Annotated in this window: 11 protein-coding genes; 9 read left to right on the top strand and 2 right to left on the bottom strand. The window is 66.1% G+C overall.

Features of this window, described 5'->3' with window-relative positions; all coding sequences use genetic code 11:
- Window positions 1-8 precede the first annotated feature (8 nt).
- The 5 genes from ACZ5M6_RS06530 to ACZ5M6_RS06510 all read left to right on the top strand — a co-directional run bounded on the left by ACZ5M6_RS06530 (window position 9) and on the right by ACZ5M6_RS06510 (window position 5,262).
- On the top strand, window positions 9-1,559 hold the full coding sequence (locus tag ACZ5M6_RS06530) for a tryptophan halogenase family protein (protein ID WP_464159963.1): 1,551 nt from the start codon (window positions 9-11) through the stop codon (window positions 1,557-1,559).
- Between the two features lie 65 nt (window positions 1,560-1,624).
- Complete coding sequence (locus ACZ5M6_RS06525) at window positions 1,625-2,671, top strand: LacI family DNA-binding transcriptional regulator (RefSeq protein WP_464159962.1); 1,047 nt, start codon at window positions 1,625-1,627, stop codon at window positions 2,669-2,671.
- 99 nt (window positions 2,672-2,770) lie between these two features.
- Window positions 2,771-4,093 carry a UDP-glucose dehydrogenase family protein gene (locus ACZ5M6_RS06520; RefSeq protein ID WP_201464170.1) on the top strand — a complete coding sequence of 441 codons (1,323 nt, stop codon included), beginning with the start codon at window positions 2,771-2,773 and terminating at the stop codon, window positions 4,091-4,093.
- Window positions 4,090-5,067, top strand: a complete 978-nt coding sequence (locus tag ACZ5M6_RS06515) for an NAD-dependent epimerase/dehydratase family protein (protein ID WP_287105153.1) — start codon at window positions 4,090-4,092, stop codon at window positions 5,065-5,067. Before ACZ5M6_RS06520 ends, ACZ5M6_RS06515 begins: the two co-directional genes overlap by 4 nt.
- Before the next feature lie 51 nt (window positions 5,068-5,118).
- Window positions 5,119-5,262: a hypothetical protein gene (locus tag ACZ5M6_RS06510; protein ID WP_156314160.1), complete on the top strand. Its 144-nt coding sequence runs from the start codon at window positions 5,119-5,121 to the stop codon at window positions 5,260-5,262.
- 10 nt (window positions 5,263-5,272) lie between these two features.
- Here the strand turns inward: ACZ5M6_RS06510 and ACZ5M6_RS06505 are convergent, their stop codons facing one another.
- A complete protein-coding gene (locus tag ACZ5M6_RS06505; protein ID WP_464159961.1) occupies window positions 5,273-5,548 on the bottom strand; it encodes a hypothetical protein in 276 nt (91 codons plus the stop codon).
- Between the two features lie 149 nt (window positions 5,549-5,697).
- Here ACZ5M6_RS06505 and ACZ5M6_RS06500 point away from each other — a divergent pair, with 149 nt between their 5' ends.
- From ACZ5M6_RS06500 to pelA, 3 genes are all read left to right on the top strand, one after another.
- A complete protein-coding gene (locus ACZ5M6_RS06500) occupies window positions 5,698-7,329 on the top strand; it encodes a family 43 glycosylhydrolase (protein WP_464159960.1) in 1,632 nt (543 codons plus the stop codon).
- A gap of 232 nt (window positions 7,330-7,561) precedes the next feature.
- Window positions 7,562-10,975: a TonB-dependent receptor domain-containing protein gene (locus ACZ5M6_RS06495; protein WP_464159959.1), complete on the top strand. Its 3,414-nt coding sequence runs from the start codon at window positions 7,562-7,564 to the stop codon at window positions 10,973-10,975.
- A gap of 84 nt (window positions 10,976-11,059) precedes the next feature.
- On the top strand, window positions 11,060-12,145 hold the full coding sequence (pelA, locus tag ACZ5M6_RS06490) for a pectate lyase (protein ID WP_464159958.1): 1,086 nt from the start codon (window positions 11,060-11,062) through the stop codon (window positions 12,143-12,145).
- 112 nt (window positions 12,146-12,257) lie between these two features.
- On the opposite strand, the gene ACZ5M6_RS06485 is transcribed toward pelA, so the two are convergent.
- A complete protein-coding gene (locus tag ACZ5M6_RS06485) occupies window positions 12,258-14,522 on the bottom strand; it encodes a TonB-dependent receptor (protein ID WP_464159957.1) in 2,265 nt (754 codons plus the stop codon).
- 247 nt (window positions 14,523-14,769) lie between these two features.
- Here ACZ5M6_RS06485 and ACZ5M6_RS06480 point away from each other — a divergent pair, with 247 nt between their 5' ends.
- Window positions 14,770-16,137, top strand: coding sequence for a metallophosphoesterase (locus tag ACZ5M6_RS06480; protein WP_464159956.1), 1,368 nt, complete (start codon window positions 14,770-14,772; stop codon window positions 16,135-16,137).
- Window positions 16,138-16,149: the final 12 nt, after the last annotated feature.

The raw sequence follows: 16,149 nt of genomic DNA, 5'->3' as shown, positions 1-16,149 counted from the left end.
GACCCGAGATGGACCAACCCCGCCGTCCCCTGAAGAAGATCTGCATCGTCGGCGGCGGGACCGCCGGCTGGATCGCCGCCGCCCTGATGGCCGAGCATTTCAAGGGCCGGATGGCCGAGGTCGAGTTGGTCGAGTCCGACGACATCGGCACGATCGGGGTCGGCGAATCCACCGTGCCCCCCTTCCTGGAAATGCTGAAGAAGCTGGGGATCAACGAGCAGGACTTCATCCAACAGACCCAGGCCAGTTTCAAACTGGGCATCCAGTTCGACGACTGGACCGAGAAGGGCGAAAGCTATTTCCACCCGTTCGGCGCCATCGGCGTGCCGGTGGACGTCAGCGACTTCTATCCGGTCTGGCTGAAGGCGCGGATGAACGGCTATCAGCGCCCGCTGATGGACTTCGCCTCTGCGGCGCGGATGGCGGCCCACGAAAGGTTCATGCTGCCGTTCAAAGCCCAGCGCAGCCCTATCGGCGGGGCCTCCTACGCCGTCCATGTGGATGCGAAGCGGGTGGCCCGCTATCTGCGCGACTTCGCCGAAGCGCGGGGGGTGAAGCGGACCGAGGGCATCGTCGAGGAGGTGATGACGCGGCCCGACGGCTTCGTCAGCGGGCTGAAGCTGAAATCGGGCCAGACGGTCGAGGCGGACTTCTTCATCGACTGCACCGGCTTCCGGGCCCTGCTGATCGGCAAGACATTGGGCGTCGGATACACGGACTGGTCCGAATGGCTGATGTGCGACCGGGCCATCGCGGTCCAGACCGAGAATGTCGGGGCGCCCAAACCCTATACCCTGGCCCAGGCGCAGGACTGCGGCTGGCGCTGGCGCATCCCGCTGCAGCACCGGACCGGCAACGGCCATGTCTTCTGCAGCCGCTACATGTCCGACGACGAGGCGACGGCGCGCCTGCTGGCCCAGGTCGAGGGCCGGGCGGTGGTCAATCCGATGGTGGTGCCGTTCAAGACCGGGGTGCGGGAGAAGATCTGGGACAGGAACGTCCTGTCCCTGGGTCTGGCCAGCGGCTTCATCGAGCCGCTGGAATCGACGGCCATCCACCTGATCTATCGCGGGATGGACTTCTTCTTCCGCCTGATGCCGGACCTGGATTGCGATCCGAAACTGGCGACCGAATACAATCGGCGGATGACCGTGGACTACGAGGAGATTCGCGACTTCATCATCCTGCACTACGCCCTGACGAGGCGGGACGACACGCCCTTCTGGCGGGCATGCCGCGACATGGCCCTGCCCGAGGGGTTGCAGCACAAGCTGGACGTCTTCCGCGCCAACGGCAGCCTGGTCGAGGCGCTGGACCCCCTGTTCCGCAATGTCAGCTGGTATGCGGTGATGGACGGCATGGGGGTGACGCCCCGCTCCTATCCGCCGCTGGTCGACCGGATCGACTTCGCCGGCCTGACCGCCGAGATGGACCGGGCGGCCGATATTCTGAACGCCTTCGTCAAGGACCTGCCGTCGCATCAGCAGTTTCTGCAGGACAACTGTCCCGCCCCGCCGGTCGACCTGGCGCCGGTCGCCCCGGCCGCCGTACCCGCTTGATGCCGGCGCGCTTGCCTTGTCGCCGCCGAGCCTGACAGTATGAGGCGGGGATAAGGAACCAGAGTTTGCGCCGCGCCGTCACCATCAAGCACGTCGCCGCCGAGGCGGGCGTTTCCCTGCAGACGGTGTCGCGGGTCATTAACAACGAACCGAACGTGCGGCCCGTGGTGCAGGAGCGGGTGCGCGCCGCCGTGGCCAAGCTGGGCTATGTGCCCAGTCTGGCGGCGCGACGGATGGGGGGCTCGCGCTCCTATCTGCTGATGGCGCTGAACGACCGGGACCGGACCATCGAGGGCTGGAAGTCCGGCGAGGGCACCGACTGGGTCGATCAGATGCTGATGGGCGGCATGCTGAAGTGCGAGTCGCACGGCTATCGGATGATCTTCGAACTGGTCGACACCCATTCCGACTATGTGGATCGCGCCGTGCGCGCCGCCCTGGCCGCTCTTCACCCCGACGGCGTCATCCTGACCCCGCCGCACAGCGAAAACCCGGCCATCACCGGCCTGCTCAGCCAGTTGGGCCTGCCCTTTGCGCGGATCGCGTCGATCGCCGAGGGCGACGGTTTCGCCGTATCGATGGACGACGCCGAGGCAGCCGCCCACGCGACGGATCATCTTCTGTCCCTCGGCCATAGGCGCGTCGGCTTCGTCACCGGCAGCCCGCAATACGCAGTCAGCGACGCCCGACTGTCCGGCTATCGCGCCGCCATGATCGCCTCGCCCCATGGGCTGGACGAGACCCTGATCGGACGCGGCGACTTCTCCTATGAGTCGGGTGTCGCCGCTGTGGACGCCCTGCTCGATCTGCCGTCGCCGCCGACGGCCGTCGTCTGCAGCAATGACCGCATGGCCCTGGCGGCGATCCGCACCGCCCAGCGGCGCGGTCTTTCCACGCCGGCGGATCTGTCGGTCGTCAGTTTCGACAACACGCCCCTGGCGCGGTTCGCCGACATGACGGCGGTGATCCAGCCGGTCGCCGAGATGAGCGCGGTCGCCGCCGACCTGCTGATCCGGTTCAAGGCGGGGGAAACGGACCTGCCGTCCCAAAGCAGGGTGGCCTTCGGCTTTGCGCCTCGCGGCTCGACCGCCCCGCCCCGGTCTGATGGCTGACACCAGGCGGCAGTCTTTTCGTAGAGGCCTTAATAAGTCCAGCAGCGCCCGGATCACATGATATAGGGCCGTCTCTCCTGTTCGTTTGAGGATGTTAGGATGCGCGTCGCGATGATCGGCACCGGCTATGTGGGCCTGGTGTCTGGGGCCTGTTTCGCCGATTTCGGCCACGTCGTGACCTGTATCGACAAGGATCCCTCCAAGATCGAGCGTCTGGAACGCGGTGAGATTCCGATCTTCGAGCCGGGGCTGGATGATCTGGTGGCCGCCAACGTCAAGGAAGGTCGGCTGTTCTTCACCCTGGACGGGGCCGAGGCGATCCGCCGGGCCGATGCGGTCTTTATCGCCGTGGGCACCCCGACCCGCCGCGGCGACGGTCATGCGGACCTGTCCTACGTCTATGCGGCGGCCGAGGAGATCGCGGGCCTGATCGACGGCTTCACCGTGATCGTCACCAAATCCACGGTCCCGGTCGGCACCGGAGACGAGGTCGAAGCGGTGATCCGCAAGGCCAATCCGAACGCGGACTTCGTCGTGGTCTCCAATCCCGAGTTCCTGCGTGAGGGCGCCGCCATCGGCGACTTCAAACGCCCCGACCGGGTGGTGATCGGCGTCAACGACATCGAGGGCGAGACCGGCGCCCGCGCCAAGGCGGTGATGAGCGAACTGTACCGTCCGCTGAACCTGAACGAGAGTCCGCTGCTCTTCGTCGGCCGGCGCACGTCCGAACTGATCAAATACGCCGCCAACGCCTTCCTGGCGATGAAGATCACCTTCATCAACGAAATGGCGGACCTGTGCGAGGCGGTGGGCGCCGACGTGCAGCAGGTCGCGCGCGGCATCGGCCTGGACAAGCGCATCGGGTCGAAATTTCTGCACGCCGGGCCCGGCTACGGCGGCTCCTGCTTCCCCAAGGACACCCTGGCCCTGGTCCGCACGGCCCAGCAATATGAATCACCGGTGCGGTTGATCGAGACCACGGTCGAGGTCAATGACGCGCGCAAGAAGGCCATGGCCGGGCGGGTTGAAACCACCCTCGGCGCCGCCGTCGCGGGCAAGACGGTGGCCCTGCTGGGTCTGACCTTCAAGCCGAACACTGACGACATGCGCGACGCCCCAAGCCTGGACATCGCCCAGGCCCTGATCGCCGCCGGGGCCCAGGTCCAGGCCTTCGACCCCGAAGGCATGCCCGAGGCGGCCAAGCTGCTGCCGGACGTGAAGATGAAGGCCAACGCCTATGACGCGGTCGAGGGCGCCGACGCGGTGGTGATCGTGACGGAATGGGACCCGTTCCGCGCCCTGGATCTGGACCGGATCAAGCTGCTGATGAAACAGCCGGTGCTGATTGATCTGAGAAACATCTATCGTCCCGACGACATGGCGCGGCGAGGGTTCAAATACTCCGGGATCGGCCGCGGATGAGCGAAGGGCCGATCCTCGTCACCGGCGCCGCCGGCTTCATCGGCATGCATACGGCCGAGCGATTGCTGGCGCGGGGCGAGACGGTGGTCGGGATCGACAACTTCAACACCTATTACGACCCGGCCCTGAAGGAGGCCCGCGCGGCGCGTCTGCAGGCCCGCGAGGGCTTTCGCCTGGTTCGGGCCGACATCGCCGAACATGAGCAGGTGCTGGCCCTGGTGCGGGATCAGGGGATCAAGCGGATCGTCCATCTCGCCGCCCAGGCGGGAGTTCGCTATTCGCTGGAGAACCCCTTCGCCTACGAGCGGTCGAACCTGGCGGGGCATCTGTCGATCCTGGAGGCAGCGCGTCACAACGCGGTCCAGCACCTAGTCTACGCCTCGTCCAGCTCGGTCTATGGCGATCGGCCGCTAGAGGGCTCGGGCTTTCGCGAGGACGATCCGACGGTGACGCCGGTCTCCCTGTACGCCGCCACCAAACGATCCTGCGAACTGCTGAGCCAGAGCTACGCCAAACTGTACGGCTTTCCCCAGTCAGGTCTGCGCTTCTTCACCGTCTATGGCCCCTGGGGCCGGCCGGACATGGCCTATTTCAGCTTCACCCGGAAGATCGCGCGCGGCGAACCGATCGAAGTTTACGGCGAGGGCCGCATGGCCCGCGACTTCACCTATATCGACGACATCGTGGACGGGATCGTCGGGGTCTTGGATCATCCGCCCGCGCCGGGCGGTCATGAGGTGTACAACATCGGCGACAGCCGGCCCGTGGGCCTGATGGAGATGATCTCGACCCTGGAAGAGGCGATCGGCGCGGAGGCCAGAAAGATCATGCGGCCCATGCAGCCGGGCGATGTCACCGCCACCTATGCGGACATCTCCAAGCTGAACGCCCTGATCGGCTATCGGCCAAGGGTGCCTCTGAAAGAGGGGCTTGAGAAGTTCGCCGCCTGGTGGCGCGGGTATGAAAACGGCTGAAGATCGAGGGCCGAGGCCGGAACGGACGGCGCCGAAGGCGGTTTTCAGCCCATGCCCAGACGCGCCCCCAAACCCCCGATCCTGAAGAGCAAGCGCGGCGTCGCCATCCTGCTCCTCGTCCTGGCCCTGATCTTCGGCCTGCTCTACTTCGGCGTCGGCGCCACAGCCTTCCTGCGAACCCAGCCGCCGATGTAGGCGGGCCTGCTCAGCCCTCGTTCAGATCGTCCACAGCCTCGTCCTTGGCGGTGGTCGGGACGGGCGTGCGCGGGTCGCCGCTGATCGGTCCCTGGGGCAGGTCGCCTTCGGGGCGCTGGTCGTGCGGCGTCTTTTGAACCGCCAGCGTATTGGGATCAGGGCCGATCTGGCCGCCCGGACCGACGCCGCCGGCCCGTTGCTGCAGCGCCTCGGACGGGGTGTTCAGCGACCGCCCGCGCGCCACGCCCGGCGGCAGGGCCGCCTCGGCCTCTTGTTCCTTGTTCATGTCGAACCTCCATCCAATGGGACCAGGAGGTAACCGACCCCTGCCTGCCCGGTTCCTGCATCGTGTCAAGGCGTCGGGCTCCGGTCGCAAATTGACACCGGTAGCAAACCTGACAAGCTGTCCGCAAAACTGGGACAAGGGAAACGCCCATGAGGTTCATCGACCGTCGCACCGCACTGACCGGCCTTCTGGGCGGGGTCGCCGCCTCCGCCCTGCCGGTCCGGAGCGTCCTGGCCCAGACGCTGGAAGAGGCCGCGCCGCTCGGCCGCGAATGGGCGAACATGAAATGGCGTCGCGGGATCGAAAACCAGCGGATGGCGGATTTGGGCGACGGGACGTTCCTGAACCCGATCCTGTCCGGCGACCACCCCGACCCTTCGATCCTGAAGGACGGCGACGACTATTACATGACCTTTTCGTCGTTCGAATCCGTGCCGGGCATCCATATCTGGCATTCGCGCGACCTGGTGAACTGGTGCCCCGTCACTGCGGCCCTCACCACCAATATCGGCTCGGTCTGGGCGCCCGAGCTGATCAAACACGAGGGGCGATTCTACTGCTACATCCCCGCCCGTTTCCCGGAGTATCGGTCGAACTACGTGATCTGGGCCGATCGAATCGAAGGGCCCTGGAGCGCGCCGATCGACCTGAAGCTGCCGGCCCATATCGACCCCGGCCACATCGTCGGCGAAGACGGCAAACGCTATCTGTTCCTGAACGGCGGGGACCGAGTCCGGCTGACCGACGACGGCCTGGCGGTCGATGGTCCGGTCGAGGAGGGCGTCTATGACGCCTGGCGCTATCCCGAGGACTGGATCGTCGAAGGCTTCGCCCAGGAAGGCCCCAAACTTCTGAAGCGCGGCGATTATTTTTACATGATCACCGCCATCGGCGGCACGGCGGGTCCGCCGACGGGGCATATGGTCATCGCCGCCCGTTCCCGGTCCATCCATGGCCCGTGGGAAGACTGCCCGCACAATCCGATCGTCCGCACCCGCTCCGGCGCTGAAAAATGGTGGTCGCGCGGTCACGCCACCCTGGTCGAAGGTCCGGCCGGCGACTGGTGGATGGTCTACCACGGCTATGAGAACGCCTATTGGAGCCTGGGCCGCCAGACCCTGCTGGATCCGATCGAATGGACCGACGACGGCTGGTTCCGCGCCAGGGGCGGCGATCTGTCGCAGCCGATCGCCAAGCCGCGCGGCGGCCAGGCCGTGCCGCACGGCATGGCCCTGTCGGACGATTTCTCAACCGACAAGTTCGGCCTTCAGTGGAGCTTCTATGATCCGCAGCCGAACGAAAAGGACCGTCTGCGGCGAGACAGCGGCGTGCTTCATATGCGCGCTAAAGGCAGGGCGCCGGCGGACTGCTCGCCCCTGACCTTCGTTCAAGGCGAGCAAGCTTATGAACTTGAATGTGAAATCGAGATCGATCCCGGCGCTGTGGCGGGGCTGATTCTGTTCTATGATCGCGCCCTTTACGCCGGTCTGGGGTTCGACGCTCAGCGCTATGTCACCCACCAATACGGAATCGAACGCGGCCGCCCGGCCAATCCCCACGGACGGCGCATGTTCATCCGCCTGACCAACGCCTATCAGAACCTCCATTTCGACACCTCCGGCGACGGCGTGACCTGGCGGCGGTTCGATAGAGGCATGGAAGTTTCCGGCTATAATCAGAATGTTAGGGGCGGCTTCATGATATTGCGTCCGGGCCTCTACGCCGCCGGAGAGGGTGAAGCGCGGTTCAGGAATTTCCTCTTCCGCGCGCTCGGCGCCTAAGCCGCCCGGGCGGCGTCGATGGGCGGGGATCGCCCCGTCCTTTTCGGCCCATTCCAATCAAACGCTGATTTTTGCCCTGGCGCTCGCCACATTTTCGCCATATGACACCGGTGACATTGTCCTGTCTCGCAACGGCGGGGGGACCAAGACGATCCCCTCATCAAGAGGGGGACAGAGGATGTCGGCATCCGGCCCGCCAGAGGTCGGAGCGCGACAGCAACGGAGGGAACGGATGCACAACCAAACCACAGGACAACTGCGCGCGGCGGCGTCCCCGGCGGCGCTTCTGATCGGCGCCCTGCTGCTGGCGGCGCCCACTTGGGCCCAGGCTCAACAGGCCGATGATCAGGAGGCTACGACCGTCGATGAGATCGTCGTCACCGGGATCCGCGCCTCTCTCGCCAGCGCCCTGAGCGAAAAGCGTCGGTCGAACACCATCGTCGACGTCATCAACGCCGAAGACATCGCCGACTTCCCCGACGCCAACCTGGCGGAGTCGCTTCAGCGGATTCCCGGCGTCTCGATCGACCGCGAAAACGGCGAGGGCAATTCGATCTCTGTCCGCGGCCTTGGCGGCGACTTCACCCGGGTTCGGCTGAACGGGCTGGAGACCCTGTCCACTTCCGGCGCCAGCAGCGCCGACGGAGCCCTGCGGCGCGACCGCGGCTTCCAGTTCAACACCTTCGCCTCCGAGCTGTTCAACTCCCTGAAGGTCCAGAAGTCCGCAGACGCCCAGACGGACGAAGGCTCCCTGGGCGCGACCGTCGATCTGATCTCGGGCCGCCCGTTCGACTTCACCGAACGCCGTCTCGCCCTGACCCTTCAGGACGCCTATTACGAGAACGGCGGCAACCACAGCCCGCGCGTGGCCCTGTTGGCGTCTGACCGCTGGACCAGCAAGATCGGCGAGTTCGGCCTCTTGGGCTCGGTCGCCTACAATGAGCGTAAACAGGTCATCGACAGCTACGCCCGCCAGGTCGGCTCGATGGACTACGCCTATCGCGGCGCGACGTTCAATAACGCCGGCGCCAACGCCGCAGGGGACCCTCAAGGCTTCGCCCTGCCGATCGGCACGCCCAACTCGGCCCTGCCGCGCGTCACCAATCCCGAGGCGCGCAACTATCTGATCGGCTCGAACCCGGCCGCCTATGCCCTGATCAACGGAACGGGGAACCGCGGCTCTCTGGTTCGCATCCCGGCCCTGGCCACCCTGAATCACCGGGAGGTGGATCAGGATCGCCTAGGGGTCACCCTGTCCGGCCAATGGCGGCCGACGGAGCGGACCACGATCAACTTCGACAATCTCTATTCGGAGATGACCCAGACCTCGACCAACTATCAGATCGGTCCGGTCGGCCTGAACCGCAACAACACGAACGGCAACCGCACAGCTACGGCCTTCAGCTATCAGACCGCGACGACCGCCAGCAACTCCAACAACAGCTACAATAACCGCCGCAGCGTGTACGCCAACTGCACCGCCCAGACCGCGACCGAGTTTCGCGACGCCATCGACTGCGGGCAGTCCCTCTATGGCAATACGCCGATCTTCACCACGGCGCCGGGCGCCACGAACCAGACTCTGGCAGCCGGCGTCGGCAGCTTCAATCCGAACAACCTCGACGTCTACGACTACTATAACCAGCCCGGCTCGGTCGGCTATGTCGCGCATCCGCAGTATCTGGCCATGCGCGGCGCCTTCATCGGCCGCCCCTCGGTACGCCTGATCGACGCCGGCCTCAGCGAGACCGGGGCCAACGCCAACTATCTGGTGCTCGGCAACGTCGACATGCGCTCGGCCGTCGATCAGGGCTCCTATACGACCAAGTTCCGCCAGAACTCGATCAATATCGAGCATGAGTTCAGCGACCGGTTCAGCATGTCCCTGTTGGTCGGCGATTCCGAGTCGACCAATGAAAACATGGGTCTGCTCGCTGACTTCATCCGGCTGGACTCCGGCCAGGGCGTCGCAGGAAACGACTACTTCGTCTACGACGACCGCGCCGGCGGCGACATGCCCTTCATCGACTTCGGCTTCGACGTCGCCGATCCCAACAACTGGGACTTCGTGAAGGGCTATTCCGCCCTGCGCGCCTTCCGCACCGTCACCGAAAACGGCTATCAGACGGCCAAGGCCGACTTCCGCTGGGATTACAACGACTACGTCACCCTGCGTTTCGGCATCGGCAAGCGCAAGTTCGACTTCTACTATACGCGGTTCGAGCGGCTGGTCAGCGACACCATGAACCCCAGCCTGCTGGAGGGGGTCCGCAGCGGCCTGGCTCAGGCCACGACAGTGGCTGACATGGGCCAGACGGTCAGCTGGGGAGACGGTCTGAACGTGCCTGACGGCATGCCGACGTCCTTCTTCGCCCCCAATCTTCAAGCCTTCCAAAACCGCTTCGGCTTCGACTGCGACTGCATCAACGAATGGGGCGACTGGCGTCTGTCGGACCTTCGCAACGGCGGGGTCAACACCTTCTGGGTCGATGAAGAGAGCCTGTCCTACTACGGCCAGATGGATTTCAACCTGCCTCTGTTCGCCGGAACCCTGCGCGGCAACGCCGGTCTGCGGAGAGCCGAGACCAGCGTCGACTCACGCGGACGTTCGCCCAGCGGCCGCCCCATCAGCAACGACAACGACTATAACGACACCCTCCCCTCGCTGAACCTGGCGTGGGAGGTCAGCGACAGCCTGATCCTGCGCTTCGCGGCGGCCAAGGTGATGGCGCGCCCGCAGATGATGGCCTTGCAGCCCGGCGTCACCTCCTTCACGGTGCCTGTGGGCGTCGCTGGGGCGGCGGCCGAGTTCGATGGCTCAAACGCCCAGATCAGCCTGGGCAACACCAAGCTGAAACCGTTCCGAGCCACCAACCTCGACTTCAATGTCGAATGGTATTTCGCCAAGGACGCCTTGTTGTCCGTGGCCTATTTCCACAAGGAAATCGAAAGCTTCCCGCAGGTCGTGCTGCGTGAGGGCAGGCTGAGCGAGGTTTTCAGCAGCGAGCAGATCGCCAATCTTCGGGCCGCCTATGACGACCTGACCGACCTGGCCTCCGACAGCCGCCGCGCCTATATCGACGCCGATCTGCCGTTCGTCCTGCGTCAATACAATGACGCGCCGGGCGGGACCCTGTCCGGCTTCGAGGTCGCCTATCAGCAGAACTTCACCTTCCTGCCGGCGCCGTTCGACGGTTTCGGGGTTCAGGCCAACTACACCAACATCGAATCCGAGCTGGAATACATCCTCGATCCCGCGCGGAACCTGACCGGAACGGCCCCCTTCCTGGGTGCCTCGCCGGAATCCTTCAACGCGACCGTCTTCTATGAGGTGCCGCGGTGGAGCGCCCGCGTTTCGGCCGCCTATCGGGCCGCTTACCAAACCACCTATCCGCTGGCCTCGGGCGGCTGCGATCCGGGCCAGTGCGACTCGCCCCTGATCAACGACTTCATCGGCTCCAATGAGACGCTGAATGTGGACGCCGCCTTCACCTACAAACTGACCGACAACGTCACGATCACCGCCGAGGCCCTGAATCTGACGGATCAGCCGGACGAGCGCTGGGCCTATCAGGCCGATCCGCTGGTCAACAGCTACGGCAGCACAGGTCGCCAGTATTTCGTCGGCGCCCGCTTCATCTTCTGAGGCGGACCGACGCTCCCTGCCCCCTGAAGGGACGTCGCCCCGGCGGCGTCCCGCTTTTTTTGCCCTTCGATCCAGGACAGCGCCATGCTGAGAGCCACCCTGATCCTAAGCCTGACGGCGATCGCGGGCGTCGCCTGCGCCCAGACCCCGCCGCCCGGGTCCCAACGGGTTGCAGCGGCCTCATCCATGGTCTGGGGGACGTCCGCCGTCAGCCGTCCGGCGGGCTGGTACGGCTCGGACGAGGCGCGTCGCCTGGCGCTTCAGGTCATCGCGCATCAGTCGCCCCAAGGCGGCTGGCCCAAGAACACGGATCTGTTCGCACCGCCCGCGCCGGATGCGGATCCGGCCCTGACCAACACGATCGACAACAACGCCACCACCCTGCCCCTCGCCTTTCTAGCGCGGGTCATCGAGGCCGGCGATTCGACGCCGCGCGCCGCCTTCGACAGCGGTCTCGACTATCTGCTGGCCGCCCAATATCCGAACGGCGGATGGCCCCAGTACGCTCCGCTGCGGGGCGGCTATCACGACGCGGTCACCTATAATGACGACGCCATGGTGCGGGTGCTGCGCCTGCTGGACGAGGTCGCCCAGGCCAAACCGCCTTACGGCTTCGTCGACGGCGCGCGGCGCGAGCGGGCGGCCCAGGCCGTGCGGCGCGGCGTGGACGCCCTATTGAAATCCCAGGTGCGACAGGACGGCCGACTGACCGTCTGGTCCGCCCAGCACGATCCCGTCACCCTGGCGCCCGTCGGCGCCCGCCGGTTCGAGCCGGCGTCTCTGTCGGGGCAGGAAAGCGTGGGCCTGGTGCGCTTCCTGATGGGGATCGACCAGCCCGGCCCTGACGTGATCGCCGCGGTCGAAGGCGCCGTGGCCTGGTTCCGCGCCACGGCCCTCTATGACATCCGCATCGAGTCCTTCACCGACGCTGAGGGACAGGCGGACCGACGGGTCGTGCCGGCGCCGGGCGAAGGCCCGCTGTGGGCCCGATTCTACGGGCTCGAGGACAATCGCCCGCTGTTCACCGGCCGCGACGGCGTCCCGCGCCCGGCCCTGGCGGACATCGAGCGGGAGCGCCGCGCCGGCTACAACTACTATGGCGACTGGGCGAAGACGCTGCTGGAGCGGGACTATCCCGCCTGGCGCGCGCGCCTTGCCCGGCCGAACTGACAGGGCCTGCGAAGCGAAGGCCTCGCCGGCCCTAGAGCATGATCGTTTCGGGCGGAACCGCTTCGCGGTTCCGACAGAAGCGTGAATCATGCTCTCGCTTTAAGCTGGAGCCTCAGAACCGCTTGGTCAGCTGCACGCCGTAGGTGCGCGGCTCGTTGACGAAGGCGGTCAGGTTGTTGAAGTCGATCGCGCCGATGACGTTCTCTTCGTCGGTCAGGTTGCGGACATAGGCCGCCGCTTCCAGGCCGCGGCCCAGGTCGCGCCAGCCGGCCCGCAGCCCGCCCTCGAAGTGGGTATCCTGCATGAACTCGACCGATTCATAGAGGAACAGGTTGAAATCCTTCTGCATCGTCCAGTCGGTCGAGACGAAGAACTCGGTGTCGTCGCCCAGGGGCAGGACGTAGTTCAGCGTCAGATTGGCGGTGTATTCCGGCGCCTGCGGGAAGGGGTTGCCGTCGACCTTGGCGCGGCGGGTCGTGCCCACGGTGACGATCGGGTCGGTGACGGTGCAGTTGGAGCCGCAGATGGCCACCAGCAGGTCGCCGTCCTTGATCTCCGTGTGGTTCCAGGCGGCGCCGGCCGCCAGGCTGAAGCCCGCGCCCAGATACAGGTCGCCGTCCAGCTCCAGGCCGTAACCCTCGCCCTTGTCGGCGTTGATCAGGCGGTTGGTGTTGTCAGCGCCGCCGATGGCGGTGAACTGCATGTCGCTGACCTCATAGGCGTAGGCCGTGCCGTTCAAACGGCCGCGGCCGTCGAACAGACGGGCCTTGAAGCCGGTCTCATAGGACATGACGGTTTCGGAATCGGCCGTGGTCAGGACCGGGAGGTTGCGGCCCTGGATCGACGGACCGCGATAGCCCTTGGCCACGCGGGCGAACAGGTTGAGGCTGTCGTTGACCTCATACAGGGCGCTGACGTCCCAGCTGACCTGCTCGTCGCCGACCGAGACGGCGCCCGTCCCGCCGGCGCCGGTTCCCAGGACGATCCGACCGAAATAGTCGCGGTTGTCATCGGTATAGCGCAGACCCGCCGTGACCTTCAGGGCCTCCGTCAGCCTGTAGCTGCCCTGACCGAACACGGACCAGGAGTCCGACTTCTGCACGATGTCGGTCACGCGCGTCGGCTGGGGATTGCCCACGCCGTTGAAGGTGCCCGAGACCAGATTGATCCGCTCATCCCAATAGAAGGCGCCGATCTGCCAGCCCAGGCGCGCATCGCCGTTCGAGGCCAGGCGCAGCTCGTAGGTGTTCTGCAGCAGGTCGCTGGACAGGGTGCCGGTCTCGGAGTTGAACGGCGTCTTGTAGGAGGCCGTCGCGGGGGCGCTGGCCACGCCGCCGTCGATGTCGCCGTCGCCCTGCGACCAGCCCTGGTAGGAGCCGACGATGCCGGTCAGGGTGGCGGGGCCGAAGTCATAGGCCACGCGCAGCGACTGGGACGTGGTCTTCTGCTTCTGGAAGTTGTTGCGGCCGCCGTCGTAATAGACGGTGTCCCGATCGAAGTTGTCGTTCAGCTTGTTGGAGCCCTTGGTCAGGGCATTGGCGCGGTTCATCGTGCCCGTGCCTTCATAGTCGCGAGCCTGAAGGGTCAACAGGGTCGACAGACGCGCGGTCGGGGTCCAGGCGACATGGACGCGGCCGGCGATGTCGTCGAAATTGCCCAGGTCGTCCTTGTCCGGATTGGCGAAGGACGGGTTGTAGGCGTTGTTCACCCAGTCGTCGCGGTGGTTCCACAGGAAGGCCCCGCGCACCTGGAGCGTCTCGGACGCCGGCAGGGTGACGGCGGCCTCGGCCCGGGTCGAACCCAGGTTGCCATAGGTCAGGGAGCCGAAACCGGTGAACTCGTCCGACGGCTTGACGCTGTCGATCTTGATCACGCCCGCCGGGGTGTTGCGGCCGAACAGGGTGCCCTGCGGTCCGCGCAGCACTTCCAGCTGCTGCACGTCGAACAGGGGGAAGCCCTTCAGATAGACGCTTTCCAGAACCACGTCGTCCAGAACCACCGAAACCGGCTGGGAGGCGGTGAAGTCGAAGTCCACATTGCCCAGGCCGCGGATGTAGAAGCGCGGCGCATAGCGGCCGTTCGAGCTTTCGACCTGAAGGCTGGGCACCCGGCCCGACAGAGCCAGAACGTCGGCGCCGCCGGCCGAGATGTCCTGCAAGGTCTGGGGCGTCAGGGCGGAAACGGCGAAGGGGACGTCGCGGATGTTCTCGCTGCGACGCTGGGCGGTGACGACGATGTCATCGACGCCGGCCGGTTCGGCGGCGGTTTGCGTCTGGGCCTCGGTCTGGGCCTGGGTCTGAACCTGAGCGAGGGCCGAGCCGGCGCTCAGCAGGGCGATGCTGCTGACGGTGGCGGCCAGAAGGGCGGGACGAAGCATGGCTGAACTATCCTTGGCGTCGTGGGGAGGAACGATCGCGCGACGCCGTAAAGCTTCGAAAAGGGAATCGCCAGCGTCAGACGGGCCGCTTTGTTGAAGCTTTGAAGACGCGGACACAGTGGTGTGACAATCGGCCTCAGGCGGGGCGCCGCGCGGCCCCCCAGTCTTGTTCGAACAAGGTTGAAGTGCGACGATGTAAGGGTGCGTCCCTCCGCTGCGCGCCCCTTCCCCATATCCTGGATTGCGAATGTCTCTCGTCAGGCCTTCCCGCCGCCGTCTTCTGCAACTGGCCGGGGCGACGACGCTGGCGCCGGGCCTGATCGGCCTGAGAGCGAAGGATCAGACCAAGACGATCGGCCGGGTGCTGGCGGTTTCGGACATGCATTCGGCCTATGAACGCACCGCCCAACTGCTGGCCGCCTTTGAAAGGGAGGTGCGGACCCATCCGATTCCCCATGTGATCGCCGTCAACGGCGACCTGTTCGAACACGGCAACGCCGTGGCCGTGCGGTCCGGCGGTGTGATCGACTGGGCGTTCGTCGAGGCCCTGCCGCGCCTGGCGCCCACGGTGTTCAACCTGGGCAATCACGACAACGACCTGACCCCGGACCTGGCTGAGGTCGTGGCGCGGCTGCGGACCCTAGGCGTCCAGGTCGTCACCACCATCGGCGACCGACGCACGGGCGAAGGCTACGCCCCCTCTTCGACCACCCTGCCCTTCGGCGCCCGATCCTTGCGCGTCGTGGGCATAGGGACCGACGCCCTGAACACCTATCCCAAGGTCTCTCGCGACCAGTTGGACATTCCATCTCCTGCGGTCTGGGCAAGGGCCCAACTTGGAGCCGCATTGTCGGGCGCCGATCGGGTTCTGATCCTGAGCCATGCGGGTGTCGCGGCCGATCGCGACATCCTGCCCCTGCTGCCCGACGGCAGCCTGATGATCGGCGGCCACAACCATCTGCTGTTCCAGCATCAACAGGGCCGCAGCGCCTATGCCCACACCGGCTCGTGGACAAGCGCCTATACGGTTGGCGAATTCCGCGCCGACGGCTCGGTCACGGCCGCCTCTCACCCGGTCGCACTGGACGCCGCAGCCGATCAGCCCCTGGCCGAACGGATCGCGGCGACCCTGGCCGCCCAGATGACGGCGGAGGAGCGGGCCATACTGGGCGTCAGCCCCCGCGCCCTGTCCCTGGGCGACACTGGACGGCGGGTCGCGGCAGGCCTTGCCCAGGCCGCAGGCGTCGATGCGGGCTTCATCGGCCACACCACCCTGGGCGCCGGCCTGCCTGCGGGGCCGGTCAGCCGCTACGTTTTCGACGCCGTCGTGCGTTTCGACGGCCGGTTGATGACCGCCGTCGTCCCGCGTGATCAGTTCGACGCCTTCCTCGCCCGCGCCAACCAGGACCGGCCGATGCCGCTCAGCGCGCGCAACGGCGATTTCCTCTACGCCGCCGGCGCCGCGCCGACGGACGGCCCCGTGCACATCGTCACCACCGACTGGTGCGCGACTAATCAGGCCGAATATTTCGGCGTCGCCGACCTCGTCTTCGCCGAAGCGCCCGGCCTGACGGTCAAGACAGCGGCGGCGGCGGCCCTGTTGGAGCCGCATTGACAACGGCCGCCC

The organism is Brevundimonas sp. Br13 (assembly GCF_055391505.1).
This window is presented reverse-complemented; position numbering and strand designations above follow the sequence as displayed.